Annotated in this window: 12 protein-coding genes; 4 read left to right on the top strand and 8 right to left on the bottom strand. The window is 31.0% G+C overall.

The genetic code is table 11. The annotated features are described in order from the left end of the window. Positions 1 to 41: 41 nt before the first annotated feature. Positions 42 to 254, bottom strand: coding sequence for a hypothetical protein (locus tag Q4Q35_RS11525; RefSeq protein WP_303278124.1), 213 nt, complete (start codon positions 252 to 254; stop codon positions 42 to 44). Further along, positions 244 to 1,083 carry a class I SAM-dependent methyltransferase gene (locus Q4Q35_RS11520; RefSeq protein ID WP_303278123.1) on the bottom strand — a complete coding sequence of 280 codons (840 nt, stop codon included), beginning with the start codon at positions 1,081 to 1,083 and terminating at the stop codon, positions 244 to 246. The genes Q4Q35_RS11525 and Q4Q35_RS11520 overlap by 11 nt, the downstream gene beginning before the upstream one ends. 342 nt (positions 1,084 to 1,425) lie before the next feature. On the opposite strand from Q4Q35_RS11520, the gene Q4Q35_RS11515 reads away from it, so the two are divergent. The 4 genes from Q4Q35_RS11515 (at position 1,426) to Q4Q35_RS11500 (ending at position 7,808) form a co-directional block, all read left to right on the top strand. Then, the gene (locus tag Q4Q35_RS11515; RefSeq protein ID WP_303278122.1) at positions 1,426 to 3,693 is read left to right on the top strand and encodes an aconitate hydratase; all 2,268 of its coding nucleotides are present in this window, start codon (positions 1,426 to 1,428) and stop codon (positions 3,691 to 3,693) included. Between the two features lie 262 nt (positions 3,694 to 3,955). Then, positions 3,956 to 4,729, top strand: coding sequence for a nucleoside triphosphate pyrophosphohydrolase (gene mazG, locus Q4Q35_RS11510; RefSeq protein WP_303278121.1), 774 nt, complete (start codon positions 3,956 to 3,958; stop codon positions 4,727 to 4,729). 48 nt (positions 4,730 to 4,777) lie between these two features. Further along, positions 4,778 to 6,343: an NAD(P)/FAD-dependent oxidoreductase gene (locus tag Q4Q35_RS11505; RefSeq protein ID WP_303278120.1), complete on the top strand. Its 1,566-nt coding sequence runs from the start codon at positions 4,778 to 4,780 to the stop codon at positions 6,341 to 6,343. Beyond that, complete coding sequence (locus Q4Q35_RS11500; protein ID WP_367892741.1) at positions 6,312 to 7,808, top strand: ArnT family glycosyltransferase; 1,497 nt, start codon at positions 6,312 to 6,314, stop codon at positions 7,806 to 7,808. Before Q4Q35_RS11505 ends, Q4Q35_RS11500 begins: the two co-directional genes overlap by 32 nt. A gap of 101 nt (positions 7,809 to 7,909) precedes the next feature. Here Q4Q35_RS11500 and Q4Q35_RS11495 read toward each other — a convergent pair whose 3' ends face one another. From Q4Q35_RS11495 to Q4Q35_RS11470, 6 genes are all read right to left on the bottom strand, one after another. Beyond that, entirely contained in the window at positions 7,910 to 10,261 is a 2,352-nt protein-coding gene (locus Q4Q35_RS11495; RefSeq protein ID WP_303278118.1) for a DUF349 domain-containing protein, read from the bottom strand. 109 nt (positions 10,262 to 10,370) lie between these two features. Next, a complete protein-coding gene (locus Q4Q35_RS11490) occupies positions 10,371 to 11,108 on the bottom strand; it encodes a shikimate dehydrogenase family protein (RefSeq protein ID WP_303278117.1) in 738 nt (245 codons plus the stop codon). Further along, on the bottom strand, positions 11,101 to 12,120 hold the full coding sequence (locus tag Q4Q35_RS11485) for a DUF368 domain-containing protein (RefSeq protein ID WP_303278116.1): 1,020 nt from the start codon (positions 12,118 to 12,120) through the stop codon (positions 11,101 to 11,103). Before Q4Q35_RS11485 ends, Q4Q35_RS11490 begins: the two co-directional genes overlap by 8 nt. Further along, a complete protein-coding gene (locus Q4Q35_RS11480; RefSeq protein ID WP_303278115.1) occupies positions 12,120 to 13,040 on the bottom strand; it encodes a polyprenyl-phosphate transporter in 921 nt (306 codons plus the stop codon). Before Q4Q35_RS11480 ends, Q4Q35_RS11485 begins: the two co-directional genes overlap by 1 nt. Positions 13,041 to 13,184: 144 nt before the next feature. Continuing rightward, entirely contained in the window at positions 13,185 to 14,573 is a 1,389-nt protein-coding gene (locus Q4Q35_RS11475) for a tetratricopeptide repeat protein (RefSeq protein WP_303278114.1), read from the bottom strand. A gap of 159 nt (positions 14,574 to 14,732) precedes the next feature. Then, the gene (locus Q4Q35_RS11470; protein WP_303278113.1) at positions 14,733 to 15,914 is read right to left on the bottom strand and encodes an aspartate aminotransferase family protein; all 1,182 of its coding nucleotides are present in this window, start codon (positions 15,912 to 15,914) and stop codon (positions 14,733 to 14,735) included. Positions 15,915 to 15,955 lie beyond the last annotated feature (41 nt).

Below are 15,955 nucleotides of genomic sequence, written 5' to 3'. Positions count from 1 at the left end.
GAAACAAACTCAAAAGTTCAATAAGATTATGTTTAAATGCGTTACCTAATTTTATTTCTCTTTTTGCATTTTTTTGTTAAACTGTAATTAGAAGCTTTATGTTCCATATATTTGATTTTATGCTCCTGTAAAAGTTGAGAAACTATTTTCATAGTTTCGTTTTCATCAAGACCAACTTTTCTTCCAACTTCTATTTCATTGAGTAAACCATTATTTTCAATAAATGCTTTGTAATACCTTTTTTTATTTCCCATAGTTTGGTGATTTTTTTACAACGATCATTATGTGTGGACTAAAAGCTAAAAGTGCATTATCGTTTTCCGTTATTTTTATAAGTTTTAATAAAGTCTCCTTTCTTTTATTATTTAGCATATTAGTAAAGAAATCTTTATCTAACCAAGTTATTCCTTCAACAGCATAAGTGTTTATATATCTTAATTTTTGATTTATAAATTCCTCTTTGAGTTGTTCTGGTTTGTGATAATAAGCTTCTGCTAAGAGCCAAGGAAATTCAATAGGTTGATAATGTGTTCCAGTAGTTAATTCCTCTCTACACATTTCAAAAAAAGCCTTTTTATGAATAAGACCATTTAATAATCCTACTAAGGTTGATGCTGTATAATTAATTGCAAAACCTAAAATAATACCGTTGGCTTTTAGAACACGTTTAGCCTCTTTAATACATAATTCTCGATCTTCTTTTTTTTGAAGATGATACAAAGGACCATGTAAAATTATTAAGTCAGCGAAGTTATTGGGAAACTCTAATTTTTTAGATTCACCTAATTGAGCAGTGAATTTGTTTTTTAATTTAGAAGCTCTTTTTTGAGCTATTTTTATATGCTTTGAAATTGGGTCAATCAAATGAACTTGATGGCCTTTTTTAGCAAGCCATTCAGCATATTTTCCAGTACCGCCGCCAACATCAAGTATTTTTAATGATGGCGTTGGGATATATTTTTCTATAAGAGATTTAATTCTTTCAAACTCAAATATTCCCATACCTTTTTCCAATCTTGTGTCTTCAGATGCGTTATGGTAAAAAAGTTCTATATCTCTACTAATTAATTGTTTACTATTCATTTTTATTGTTGTATAATTAATCACACTATAAAGGGGCAAATACAAGGGATGGTAATAAATTAACCCATTTGTGATAATCTATTTTGTTAAAATTTTATAATAAATGGTACAAATTATCTGTGCATTGAAATAAGAAGAATTCAGTGCGTTTAATACTCATTTTTTTGAGCTTGTCTTTTTAGAAAGACTTAGATAATATGGTAAAAATTAGTATAACAGGTTGTAAAGATAAAAATTGCAATTGAATTGTATTTCAAATAGACTAATTTTTGTTATACAAATTCTCAATCGTGTACTTATTTCGTATCTTGGGAAGCACTTAAGCAAAAAATAATATACTTTATGGCATTTGACATTGATATGATAAAAGGGGTTTACGCGAGAATGAAAGAGCGCGTAGATGCTGCCCGGGAAATTGTTGGAAAACCACTAACACTTTCTGAAAAAATATTGTACAATCACCTTTGGGATAGTACACCTACCAAAGCTTTTGAAAGAGGAAAAGACTATGTAGATTTTGCACCAGACAGAATTGCGTGTCAAGATGCTACAGCGCAAATGGCATTGTTGCAATTTATGCAGGCCGGAAAAAGTAAAGTAGCCGTACCAACTACGGTGCATTGTGATCACTTAATTCAAGCCAAAGAAGGTGCTGCGGTAGATTTAAAACATGCAAATAGCGTAAGTAGTGAGGTATTTAACTTTTTGGAATCTGTTTCTAACAAATATGGTATTGGTTTTTGGAAGCCTGGAGCTGGTATTATTCACCAAGTGGTGTTAGAAAACTATGCATTTCCAGGAGGTATGATGATTGGTACAGATTCACATACGGTAAATGCAGGCGGTTTAGGAATGGTTGCCATAGGCGTTGGTGGTGCAGATGCGGTCGATGTTATGGCAGGTATGGCCTGGGAATTAAAGTTTCCTAAATTAATTGGTGTGAAGTTAACAGGTAAATTATCTGGATGGACGGCACCTAAAGATGTTATTTTAAAAGTTGCTGAAATCCTTACCGTGAAAGGAGGGACAGGTGCTATTGTTGAATATTTTGGGCCAGGAGCAACATCTATGTCTTGCACAGGAAAAGGAACTATTTGTAATATGGGTGCTGAAATTGGAGCAACAACATCAACATTTGGTTATGACGAGTCCATGGAACGTTATTTACGCGCTACAGATAGAGAAGGTATCGCTGATGCAGCAAACCAAGTTAAAGATTATTTAACAGCAGATGCTGAGGTTTATGCAAATCCAGAACAATATTTTGATCAAGTTATCGATATAAATTTATCTGAATTAGGCCCGCTTTTAAACGGACCATTTACTCCAGATTTATCTACTGAAGTTGGATCGGCAATGACTGAAAAAGCAACTGAAAATGAGTGGCCATTAAAAGTAGAGTGGGGTTTAATAGGTTCTTGTACAAACTCTTCTTATGAAGATTTATCACGAGCATCTTCCATTGCACAACAAGCTCTGGATAAAGACTTGAAAATGAAAGCAGAATTAGGTATTAATCCAGGCTCTGAACAGGTTCGTTATACAGCCGAAAGAGATGGTATTCTTAATGTATTTGAAAAATTGGATGCTAAAATTTTCACTAATGCTTGTGGACCTTGTATTGGGCAATGGGCTAGATATAGCGATCCTAAAAATGCTCCTAAAAATAGTATAGTACATTCATTTAACAGAAACTTTGCCAAGCGTGCAGATGGTAATCCCAATACACATGCATTTGTGGCGTCACCAGAATTAACTGCGGCTATTGCCGTTGCAGGTCGTTTAGATTTCAATCCGTTAACAGATAAGTTGATTAATGAAAATGGCCAAGAAGTTATGTTTGATGAACCAACAGGATGGGAATTACCACCTAAAGGTTTTGCGGTAGAAGAATCCGGTTATGTAGAACCAGTAGCAGACGGAAGTGGTGTAGAAGTATCTGTTAGTCCAACATCGGAAAGACTACAATTATTAACACCTTTTGAGCCAATTGGAAGTGAAATTACAGGTGCTAAATTATTAATTAAAGCGTTTGGAAAGTGTACTACAGATCATATTTCTATGGCTGGACCTTGGTTGCGTTTTCGTGGACATTTGGATAATATTTCTAATAATTGTTTAATTGGAGCTGTTAACGCGTTTGGCCAAAAAACAAACTTTGTTAAAAACCAATTAACTGGAGAGTTTGGTGGTGTTCCAGATACAGCAAGAGCTTATAAAGCTGCGGGAGTAAAAACAATAGTTGTGGGAGATCATAATTACGGAGAAGGCTCTTCTCGTGAGCATGCGGCTATGGAACCCAGACATTTAGGTGTTGCTGCGGTTATTGTAAAATCGTTTGCTCGTATTCATGAAACAAACCTTAAAAAGCAAGGGATGTTAGGGTTAACATTTGCTAATGAAGCAGATTACGATTTAATTCAAGAAGACGATACATTTAACTTTACAGATTTAAATGAATTCGCTCCTGGTAAGCAATTAACAGTTGAAGTTGTACATACAGATGGTAGTAAAGACGAAATCAAATTAAACCATACCTATAACGATTCTCAAATTGAGTGGTTTAAAGAAGGTTCTGCATTAAACTTAATAAAGAAAGAAAACGCTTAATTAGTTTTTAGACCTACCAGGTTTTTAAAACCTAGTAGGTCTTTTCAAAAACGTTCAACTTATTTACTGTAATGTTTTATGTTAAGACTCATATACAATGAGTACTGTTTTGACTCTGTTAGCACTTGTTTATATCGAGTGCTATTTTAATTTGTAGCAAAGGCACTTGACAGAGTCGAACATCAACAAAAGGATAGATTTTTGAACATTTAAATTCTTATACAAGATCATCAAAAATACTATTTTTACAAAAACTTCTAAAATGAACACCAAACAAGACCAACTTAGAGCGTTTGATAGATTATTAACCATTATGGATGAGCTTAGAGAGCAATGCCCATGGGATAAAAAACAAACGATGGAAACCTTACGGCATTTAACTATTGAGGAAACGTACGAACTTGGCGATGCCATTTTAGATAACGATTTAGAAGAGATAAAAAAAGAATTAGGTGATGTATTGCTTCATATTGTATTTTACTCTAAAATAGGAAGTGAAACGAACGATTTTGATATAGCAGACGTTTGCAATAGTATTTGCGAAAAATTAATTAACAGACACCCACATATTTATGGCGATGTAAACGTTGAGAATGAAGAGGATGTAAAGCGCAATTGGGAAAACCTTAAACTTAAAGAAGGCAAAAAAAGTGTTTTAGAAGGGGTGCCTAGAAGCTTACCTGCATTGGTGAAAGCCAATAGAATTCAAGAAAAAGTAGCTGGAGTAGGTTTTGACTGGGAGAAACCAGAGCAAGTTTGGGAAAAATTGCAAGAAGAATTACAAGAGTTTCAGCATGAAATAAAAGTTGGCAATCAAGACGCTATGGAGAGCGAATTTGGAGACGTTATGTTTTCTATGGTAAACTATGCCAGATTTTTAAATATAAACCCGGAAAACGCTTTAGAACGCACTAATAAAAAATTTTCTAAACGTTTTCAATACTTGGAAGAAAAAGCAAAGGCAATTAACAAACCTTTAAAAGATATGTCTTTAGCAGAAATGGACGTTTTTTGGGAAGAAGCAAAGAGAATATAAATATTTTATCACTTATAAATTAAAAATGGTTAAAAAGAAAGAGACTTTATGAGCAAATACGCAATAATTATTGGAGCTGGACCAGCAGGTTTAACAGCTGCATATGAGCTTGTAAAACGAACGGATATTAAACCAGTAGTTATCGAAATGTCTGATAAGTTTGGTGGGATATCAAGAACTGAAACTTATAAGGGAAATAAAATTGATATTGGAGGGCACCGATTTTTTTCAAAATCAGATGTGGTCATGAAATGGTGGCAAAATATATTGCCTATTCAAGGGGCTCCTGCTCAAGATGAGATTTATGAGAATGAATCTGTAAGAAGAACTGCAAGATCAAAGTTTTCTTTGAATGGACCAGACCCTGAAAAAACAGATAGGGTTATGTTAATTCGATTCAGGTTATCACGTATTTTCTTTTTAAGAAAATTTTTTGATTACCCCATTAAAATTAATTGGAAAACAATATCTTCATTAGGCTATTATAAAATTTTAAAAATTGGGTGGACATATATTTCGATAAAAATTTTTCCAATTAAGGATATAACTTCATTAGAACAATTTTTCATTAGCAGATTTGGTAAAGAACTCTATGAGACATTTTTTAAAGACTATACTGAAAAGGTTTGGGGAGTACCATGTTCGAAAATCGATTCTAATTGGGGAGCCCAACGTATAAAAAAATTATCTATTTCTAAAGCACTTCTTCATATATTAAAATCTTTTTTTATAAAGAATAAATCTATTAAACAAAAAAGCATTGATACTAGTTTAATTGAAAATTTCATGTATCCTAAATTTGGCCCAGGGCAAATGTGGGAGACTGTGGCTGGGATTATTGAAGATGGAGGAGGTAAGCTAATCATGAATTCTGAAGTGATACAGATAGATATTGATAATAATAGTATTCAAAAAGTTGTTTATTTTGATCGAACTTTAGGAGTTAACAAAACCCAAGAAGGGGATTATTTTTTGTCTACAATGCCTGTAAAACATTTAATTAGGAGTTTTGGAGATAACGCACCTAAAAATGTGAAATCTGTTAGCGAGGGATTAAAATATAGAGATTTTATTACTGTAGGTTTATTATTAAATAAACTAAAATTAGCTGATTATGGTGGAGAAGTATTAGATAATTGGATTTATATTCAAGAAAAAGAAGTGAAAATTGGAAGGTTGCAAATTTTTAATAATTGGTCGCCTTATCTAGTACCAGATAAAAATAAAATATGGATAGGTTTAGAATATTTCTGTAATGTAGGAGATGAGTTATGGAGCAAAAATAATATAGAGTTTATCGACTTTGCGATTAAAGAACTTGAATTAATAAATATCATAGATAGTGATGACGTTATGGATAGTACTATTATAAAAGTGCCAAAAGCTTATCCGGCATATTTTGGTACGTATTCAAAGTTTGAGATTATTAAAAACTTTACAGATAATATCGAAAATTTGTTCTTAATTGGTAGGAATGGTATGCACAAATATAATAACCAAGACCATTCCATGTTAACGGCTATGACAGCTGTTAATAATATTATTAATGGAATAACTTCAAAAGAGAATATTTGGAAAATTAATGTTGAGGAAACATATCATGAAGAAAAGTAAAGTCTACAGTATATTTCTTAACCCTTTTATAGTTAGTGTTTTCCTGCTAACGATTTTAATATTTATAGCACTACACCCATTTTTTGGATTTGATGAATCTTTATGGAGTTATATTGGAAGGATTTGGAATAGAAATGGAATACCTCCTTATATAGGTTCTGTTGAGAATAAGACTCCAGGGGTTTTTATTCTATTTGCTATTTCAGATTATATTTTTAATGGGAGTATCTTGTTTGTTAGAATTATTGGAATATTTGCTATTATAACATCTTCATATTTTATATATCTTTTTTGTAAAAAAGTCCATAGTAAATTATCTGGTATTTTGGCCATGTGTATTTTTAGTTTGGTTATGAGTTGGTCTCTGTTGGATGGTTTTTGTTTTGCCCAAACAGAGACATTTATGCTCTTATTTTCAATAATTGCTTTTTATTTTATAACTCATACTAATAATAAAAGAATGCAAACGAAAATGCTACTTTTAGCTGGTTTATCAATGGGAATGGCTATTTCGTTTAAGCAAATAGCGATTACCACTTTAATAGCTCTTTTCGTTTTTTTTTTAATTTATTCCTCTCAAGGAAAAACCAAAGTCCAAAAGGTAATAGGAGTTATTATTATTAGTACTGGAGTTATTTTATCCTTTTTAGCGATTTATTTGATATTATTAATATTTGGAGTTTCGTTAATCGAATATATAGAAGGAACTTGGTTAATTTTGATTAATAAAGGTTCTAAAGCTCCTAATTTTGAAACGAGAGTAAATAATTTTGCTGACATTTTTATATACTCAAAATTTACTATTTTTTATCTGTTCTTATTTTTGGCATTTTATAAAACGAAGATTTTAAAAAATAAATACTTTATAGGTCTTTTTATTTGGTTAATTATAGATTTTATAGGGGTTAATGCTTCAGGTTATTATTATGGACATCAAATAAAACAACTTCTGATTCCAATTGTTATATTGTCAGGGATAGGTATTGCTGATTTTTTTTATAGGAAGTTTTTTAGTAATGATAAAAATATGCAGATGTTATTTGTTGTCACTGTAATTTCACTATTTTTTCCATATAAACAGTTTAAACATACTGTAAGTCTCATACGCGAAAATCAAGAAATACCTATTTATGAGGAATTAGGAGAATGGATAGAAAAAAGTACTGATGAAAAAGATTATATATATGTTTTGGGGGAAAATGCAAATTTAGTGAAAACATTATATTGTTCAAATCGTTTATCTTCAAGTAGGTATTTTCATTCTATCTTTATAACTAGTGATGTGGAAAGGCAAATTGTATTTAAAGATTTGCAAAATAACCCCCCATTTTATATTCTAAACGAAATAAATTTTCCAATTGTAAAAGAACTATATGGGGAAAATACTTTTCATTTTATAAATGAAAAGTACACATCTTTTTATAAAAAAGATAATTATGAGATTTTAAAAAGAAATACTAAATAAATTAGAATGAGTTTTATAAAATTAAAAGAAGTTATTTCTACTTCACTTTTGGACTAGAACAGGTAACTTTAATTTTATTATTAAGCTAAAACCAAAAAAATCTAATAAAAATCCTTAATTTTCTGAAGCTTGCTTTTCCAAAGTTTTAATGAATCCTTGTGTGTTTTAATGTTTTGGTGTACTTCTTTTACAAGCGGATTGTCATCATCAACATTAGTAAAAAACTGTAAATTATTTTCTAACTGGTTGATTTGACTTTTTACTTCATCAATTCTTTTACGGATATAAGAGCGCTCATTGTCTAAATTTCTATTATCATCATCAGAAGTATTGATATTATCTAGTTTGTTTTCAAACTTTATCATTTCAACTTCATTTTTATCCATTTTCAAACTTGCAAGTAAGCCGTCAATAGTCTTTTGAAATTTACTTTCAATATATCGCTTATCGTTTGGTACTTTTCCAAAACTTCTCCACTGCGTAATTTGTTCTTTTATAGTTGCTAGGTTTTTATCTTTAGCATCATCTTCTAATTTTAAATCTTTAAGGGTATTTAAGAAATCGTTCTTTTTATTAAAAGCATCTATATTTTCCTGATTTGCAGCATTCCTCTTAGCATGTAACTTATCAAAATAAGCATTACAAGCAGATTTAAACTGCTTCCAGATTTTATCACTATCTTTTCTTGGTACGTGGCCAATTTTTTTCCAATCACTTTGGATTTTTTTCATCAATGGCGTAGTAACTTCAAAATCGTCACTATCCTTATTATCTTCAGCTATTTTAATAAGGTCTAGTTTTTGCTGAAGGTTTTTATATTGCTCTTTTTTAAGTCCTTTATAAAAAGCATTTTTTTGCCTGTTAAAAATGCGTACAGATTCTTTAAACTTAGCCCAAGTGCTTTCATTTAGTTTTATAGGAACTTTTCCAGCATTAAAAAACGCATTGCGTAATTCTTCAATGTCTTTAATTTTCTTTTGCCACGAACTATGAGATTTGCTTTCCTGAGTATTTATGGCTTCAATATTGGCTATAATTTCAAGTTTGGTTTCAAGGTTTTTTTCGTAAACTTTATCTATTTCCTGATAATAAACTTGTCGTTTGTCATTAATAATTTTTGTGGCAGCTTTAAAGCGTTCCCAGATCTCTTCTCTGTGTTCTCTAGCTACAGGACCAAGTTCTTCTTTCCACATTTTATGTAGTTCCTGTAGCTCTCTAAATGCACGCATGACATTGTCGTCTTTAGCTAACTCTTCAGCACGATCAATAATCATTAATTTTTTCTCTAAATTATGCTTGAAATCTAAATCGCGTAAGTCTCTATTTAAATGTAGGAAGTCATAAAAAATCTCTACATGGTGGTGATAACTATTCCAGGCATTATTGTACTTATCTCTTGGAATAGGACCTGTATTGCGCCAACGTTCTTGTAATTCTTTAAAGTGTTTGTAAGTTGTATTTATATTCTCTTCAAGGTTAATTAGACCCTTTAATTCTTCAATAATTTCGAGTTTGTCCGCTAAATTTTGCTTTAAGTTTTTTTCTAAACTTTGGTAATGTTCATTTAGCCTTTTTCTATATTCCTTATAAGCTTCTTTAAATCTTTTTTGAATAGGAGAAGAATAATAAAAATCTATTTCGTTACCACCTTCATTTAAAAACTCTTCCTTTTTTTTATCTATAAGAGCTTGAAATTTAGTTTTAAAGGTAGCATTTATATTATCTACGTGGGGCTTTATTGCTTGTATTTTTTCATTCTTTAAAAGCTTTTCTATTTCAATAGCAAGAGCCTCCAAAGACATAGTATCATACTCTTTAACTTCAATAGTATGTCTCTCTTTATTACCTTCATCTTCTGCGTCTTCTGCGTTAGACTCTTCTATTTCATTAATAACTTTGTCAGTTTCAGAAGCTACAACCTTATCATCTGCCTTAGCGTTTTCATCTGCATCAGGGGTCTCAGTGACTTCGTTTGTGACGTCATCAGTTTTATTTGTAACAGCTTCATCTTCTTTATCAGTTTCTGAAGCTACAACCTTATCATCTGCATCAGGGGTCTCAGTGACTTCGTTTACGACGTCATCAGTTTTATCTATAACGGTTTCGTCTTCTTTATCGGTTTCAGAAGCTACAATCTTGTCATCAGGGGTTTTAGTGTCTTCGTTTACAACATCGTCAGTTTTATCTGTAACAGTTTCGTCTTCTTTATTGGTATCAGAAGCTACTACCTTATCATCTGTCTTAACATTTTCGTCTTCATCAGGGGCTTTTGTGTCATCATTTACAACACTATCTGTAGTATTATCTACTTCCTCAGAATTGGTAGCATCTGCTTTTTGATCTTCATTTAATTCCAATGAAGCATCATTCGTTAAGTCACTATTAGATTGACCTAAGGTTGCATCATCTTCATTGTTTTTTTCGATTTTTTGCAGCTTATTAATATCAGACATTTTTAAAAATGTTAAAGTTCATCAAATTACTTTTGACTTTAAAGATACTAACAAGTCTATTATTAACAAAGATTAAGAAAAGGTTTTAACTATTATAGGAGGATTTTTACTACAAATTCCATATGGACCATGCCTTTTCTGCTTGTAATTTTAACATATTTAATCCGTTTATGGTTATAGCATTATTTTGTTTGCCTAGTTTTAAGAATTTTGTCTCTTCGGGATTATATATTAAATCGAATAAAATATGATGATTTGTTATAGATTGATATGGAATATCTGGGCAATCATCAATATTTGGAAAAGTGCCTAATGGCGTACAATTTATAATGATTTGATGATTTTTTATGGCATCTTCAGTCAAAGAATCATAAGTAAACCCAATTCCTTCAGACTTATTTCTTGAAACGTATTGATAAGCTATACCTAGTTTTTTTAAGCTATATGCAATGGCTTTACTTGCGCCTCCGGTTCCTAAAATTAAAGCCTTTTGGTGATGCGGTTTTAAGAAAGGCTCAATAGTTTTTTTAAATCCGTAACAGTCTGTATTGTACCCTATTAGCTTGCCATTTTTAGTGATTTTTATAGTGTTTACTGCACCAATAGCTTTCGCTTTTTTATTTACTTTATTAAGATATGGGATAACAACTTCTTTATAAGGTATAGTAACATTTAATCCCTTTAAATTTGAAGTGTTTTTTATTATAGAAGGAAATAAATTAATGGTTTCAATATCGAAGTTTTCATAAGTTGTATTAGTTATCTTTTCAGTTTCGAACTTTTTTTTAAAATATGCTCTTGAAAAAGAGTATGATATATCTTTGCCTAAAAGGCCTAATTTATTCATATGTTTTTCTGGTTTTTTCTCCATACCATTCTAAGGCTAATACTATAGCAATCCCTAACATTATAAATGCTATGGCATAATAAGTTTCTGTATTTAATTTTGGCATGAAACGACTATAGTTTTCTATTATTTTCTCACCTGTCGAATCTAATATAAAATGACCATCTATAGTCATTTTATATGCTGTTTTTTTCCAGGGCCATACAACACCTAGCGATCCAATAATAAAGCCAATGATGGCAGATATTGTTATGCTTTTGTAATGTTTTAAAATATAACTTAGCAGGTGAGAAAAAGTAACTAAGCCTGTTATAGACCCTAAGGTAAACATTGCTAAAACTTTAAGCATTCTTATACGTTCTGCATTATCAATAAAAGTAAAATTACCTCCTAGAACTTCATAAAAAGTGTCATAAAGTGCATTTACCGAATCTACTAATAATAACACATAATTGCCTAGTAAGATGAGTATAAACGAACCTGAAAACCCTGGAAGTGTCATGCCAGATACGCTTATAATACCACAAAAAAATACAAACAAAAGATTGTCATTTTCTTTTGCAGGATTAAAAAAACTAATACTTAAACCAACTATAATTCCTATAACTAATGAGCAGTAAGTTTTATAATTCCATTCTCTAAAGTCTTTGTTTATATAATAAATAGAACCTATAATCATTCCGAAGAAAATACTCCAAACATAAAGCTCATAATGCTTTATCAAATAATCTAAAACTTTAGAAATGCTAAAATAACTAATAATCATTCCTGAAAAGAGCAAGCTTAAAAAACGACCATTTATGTAATTAAAGAAACTTTTAAAGCGACCGTTAATAAATAATTTAAATGCTTTGCCATTTATCTTTTTGAGCGAATAAATAAATTCTTCATAAAAACCAGCTACAAAAGCAACAACACCACCAGATACACCAGGAACTTTATTGGCAGCTCCCATTCCTAACCCTTTTAGAATAAGGAAAATTTTATCGGTAAGTGTTCTGGTACTTTCCATTACTGTTTTTTTGAACCTATTTTTTCAAGAATAAAAATAGTTAAAAAACCAATAATCATTAATATAATAGCAAATAGAAGTTGGTTTTCACCATCGAAAGAAAAAGGAGAAATACTTTCTTGTAAAACGGGCGTTTTTACGCCTTTAGAGTTTGTATGCCATGTTAAGGTTTCTTTCCATGGCCATACTTTGTTTAGAGAGCCAAAAATAAAACCGGTAAGCAATGCTAATGTAATATTGTGGTAGTGTTTAAAAAGCCATTTTAAAATATGGCTAAAACTAAGTAAACCTATAACAGCACCACAGGTAAAAATGAATAGTTTTTTTATGTCCATATCATGAATGGCATCACTAAGCGTTTTATAAGCTCCTAGTATAATTAATATAAAAGACCCCGAAATACCAGGTAATATCATGGCGCAAATGGCTATGGAGCCAGCCAAAAATAAAAATAGAGAGCTTTCATTTGATGCCAAAGCAGGAAGCCTTGTAATATAAAACGCTATACCGGCACCAATAATTAAAGCTATAATTACAACTATGTTCCATTTAGAAATTTGTTTTCCAACAAAATAGATACTAGCTACTATTAATCCGAAAAAGAAAGACCAAATTAAAATAGGATGATTTTCTAATAAATATTTGGCAAGTTTCATAAATGATACAAAACTTATTATAATGCCTGTTGCTAATGCAAGTAAAAAATTCCCATTTAATTGCTTCCAAAATGCTTTTATGCCTTTACTAAAAAGCGTTTTAAAAAGAGAAATATTTATGTTGCTAATAGATGAAATTAATTCTTCGTAAATACCAGATATAAATGCAATGGTACCACCGGAAACACCAGGAACTGCATCAGCTGCCCCCATAGCTAAACCTTTTAAAGAAATGATTAAATAATCGGTTAAACGTCTTTGCATATTCTAATATTTAAGCTAAAACCAAAGGTATACATTTTAATGAAATATTTATGATTAAAAAGTACTATCAGAAATAAAAATAGTTAACAAAAATGCTATACCCAATATCTTAAAATGGTAACAAAAAACAAATAAAGTGTTAACTTATAAATTTGTTTTAAGCAGCGTTTTTACTAATATTTTGTTAGAGACCTCAGGGAAAAGTTCATCAATTATAAAAGCGTATTCTTCGTTATAACGGATACCATTTTTTAAGTGAAATGAGCCTTTGTCATTTTCGTTTAAAGTAAAGTATAGACCTGCCAACCGATATTCTAACTCTGCGTTTTCCGGATAAAAATCCATGGCTTGTTCAAAATTAAAAATAGCAGCTTCAGGCTCACCAAGTTTTATTAATAAATCACCGCGGGAAAGCCATGTATTGAGTTCATGATTTCCTAATTCTAAAGTTTTTTTGAATCCACGTTCTGCTTCTTCATAAAAATTAAGTCGTTGGTTAATTTGTGAGTACAATTTCCAATAGATGACATTTTCAGGATCTATATTGATTGCCTTGTTTATATAATACAAAGCTTTTTGGTAATTCTTTTTTCTATTATAATACTTTGTTATTGCTATCCATCCTTTATCTAATAAAGGGTCTTCGTGAACAGTTTTATAATAATATTGAACTGCTAAATCATCGTTTTTTAACTTTTCATAACAATTACCTATGCGTAATAAAGCAAATGATGTGGGTTCGTCCAGTTTTAAAGAAATACTGTAATTTTCAATAGCGTCTTCAAAACGTTTTAATTTTTCAAGAACTTTACCTTTTTCAAGATATGCTCCTACAAAAGTATCGTCTGAGATAATCGCAAAATCAAAAGCAGTTAAAGCTTTTATATATTTTTTTAAGCCATAGTATTGTTTTCCTAATTGATGCCATGCTATTTCGCAATATGGATTTTTATCCAGAAACATATTTAAATACGTAATGGCTTCTTCGTTCTGGTTTAGATATTCATAGCAATATATAACATTGTAAAGTGAAGAATAATCTTCTAAATCTTCTTCTAAGCACTTCATGAAATATACTTTAGCATCTTCAAATTGGTCTAAAAATAGATATTCCATACCAATTAAAGAATACAAATCAATAATGTCATCAGTTAATCTTAGTGCTTTTTTTAGCACCTCAATGGCTTGTTGATGGTCATCTTTTTTTGATAATATATTTGCTTTTTGAATGTAGATTTCCTCATTCATAGGGTCTAAGTTATAAAGTTCATTAAGCAAAGTGTCTGCTTCAATTAACTTGTCTTCAAATACATAGACTTCAACTTTAAAAAGTCTTAAACTAATAGAGGTAGTGTGCTGGTCTAAACCTAATTTGATAGCTTTTTTTGCTAAAGCTATTTTACCTTGATTTAGATAGTGGTGAATGATGTTTTCAAATTCATCAGAATCGAAAAACAAAATATTGTTTGTTTTTAACATCGATTCAAATTTTAATAGAGGCAAATTGTTGTTGTCGTTATGACTGAACTCCATAAGCACTTTTGTAAGTTTCTACTTGAATAAATTTAAGCTTCTATTTGTGTTTATTACGATAAATTCAGTAAATGTTTTTAACAAAGTAATCAACAACTGTACTTTATAAGATTTTTTAGACTCTTTTGTTTTGATTTACAGAACGTTGAAGTTGTGTAGTTATTTTTGAATTGTGTTTAAAACCTTAATGATTAGATCGCATCCTTTGGTGATTTCTTCGTTAGAAATGGTTAAAGGAGGTGTAATTCTTACTGCTTTAGGCTCAAAAAGAAGCCAAAAGAGAATTAAGCCTTCTTCTTGGCACTTAAGAATTAATGTATTTGTTACTTTTTCTGAAAAGGTTATAATAGCAAGCATGAGTCCTTTACCTCTAATTTCTTTAATTAATGGGTGGACTAAAAGTTTACGAAATAATGTTTCTTTTTCTAATGCTTGATGCATTAAGTTGCTTTTTGTAATTTCCTGTAGGGTTGCCAAAGCAGATGCGGCAATAACTGGATGACCGCCAAAGGTTGTAATATGTCCCAATTTAGGGTTATCCTGTAGTAAGTCCATTAGTTTTGTAGATGCAGTAAAAGCGCCTATAGGCATACCACCGCCTAAACCTTTGCCGGTAACTAAAATATCTGGAATACAATTGTAATGTTCAAAACCAAAAAGTTTACCTGTTCTGCCAATACCTGGTTGGATCTCGTCTAAAATTAGAAGGGCTCCAACAACATCGCAACGATGTCGTACCTTTTCTAAGTACCCTTCTTTAGGTTCTATAAAACCGGCACCACCTTGTATGGTTTCTAAAATAACACATGCTGTTTTTGTGGTGATGTGTTCTAAATCTATTTCATTATTAAATGTAATGAATTGTACATCGGGCAGTAATGGTCTATAAGCTTGTTTTCTTTCTTCAAACCCCATCACACTCATAGATCCCATAGTATTGCCATGATATGCTTTATGGGCTGCTATGATTTGGCTTCTTCCGGTAGCACGTTTTGCTAGTTTTAAAGCACCTTCAATAGCTTCTGTGCCTGAATTTGTTAAGTATGTTTTTTCCAGAGGGTCTGGTAAGTTTTTAGCTAGTAATTTAGTAAGTTCTACAGCTGGCTTTTGTATATATTCCCCATATACCATAACATGCAAATACTTATCTAATTGTTCTTTAATAGCATTTATAACTTTCGGATGGTTATGTCCTAATGGGCATGCAGATACGCCTGCAACGAAATCCAGATATGCTTTATGACGGGTATCATAAATATAAGAACCATTGGCATGAGAAATTTCCATAGCCAATGGATGGGGGGTTGTTTGCGCTTGATATTTAAAAAAATCAGAGGTCATTATTACAAATATGAAACCCTAGGGTCGCTAAGTTTTCTTAA

The organism is Flavivirga aquimarina (genome assembly GCF_030540835.1).
GTDB lineage: Bacteria > Bacteroidota > Bacteroidia > Flavobacteriales > Flavobacteriaceae > Flavivirga > Flavivirga aquimarina.
This window is presented reverse-complemented; position numbering and strand designations above follow the sequence as displayed.

Coding starts and splice junctions, on each gene's coding strand:
- Q4Q35_RS11500 (WP_367892741.1), top strand. CDS start 6,312: ATGTTGAGGAAACATATCATGAAGAAAAGTAAAGTCTACAGTATATTT.
- Q4Q35_RS11480 (WP_303278115.1), bottom strand. CDS start 13,040: ATGCAAAGACGTTTAACCGATTATTTAATCATTTCTTTAAAAGGTTTA.
- Q4Q35_RS11505 (WP_303278120.1), top strand. CDS start 4,778: ATGAGCAAATACGCAATAATTATTGGAGCTGGACCAGCAGGTTTAACA.
- Q4Q35_RS11525 (WP_303278124.1), bottom strand. CDS start 254: ATGGGAAATAAAAAAAGGTATTACAAAGCATTTATTGAAAATAATGGT.
- Q4Q35_RS11490 (WP_303278117.1), bottom strand. CDS start 11,108: ATGAATAAATTAGGCCTTTTAGGCAAAGATATATCATACTCTTTTTCA.
- Q4Q35_RS11515 (WP_303278122.1), top strand. CDS start 1,426: ATGGCATTTGACATTGATATGATAAAAGGGGTTTACGCGAGAATGAAA.
- Q4Q35_RS11470 (WP_303278113.1), bottom strand. CDS start 15,914: ATGACCTCTGATTTTTTTAAATATCAAGCGCAAACAACCCCCCATCCA.
- Q4Q35_RS11475 (WP_303278114.1), bottom strand. CDS start 14,573: ATGGAGTTCAGTCATAACGACAACAACAATTTGCCTCTATTAAAATTT.
- Q4Q35_RS11520 (WP_303278123.1), bottom strand. CDS start 1,083: ATGAATAGTAAACAATTAATTAGTAGAGATATAGAACTTTTTTACCAT.
- mazG (WP_303278121.1), top strand. CDS start 3,956: ATGAACACCAAACAAGACCAACTTAGAGCGTTTGATAGATTATTAACC.
- Q4Q35_RS11495 (WP_303278118.1), bottom strand. CDS start 10,261: ATGTCTGATATTAATAAGCTGCAAAAAATCGAAAAAAACAATGAAGAT.
- Q4Q35_RS11485 (WP_303278116.1), bottom strand. CDS start 12,120: ATGGAAAGTACCAGAACACTTACCGATAAAATTTTCCTTATTCTAAAA.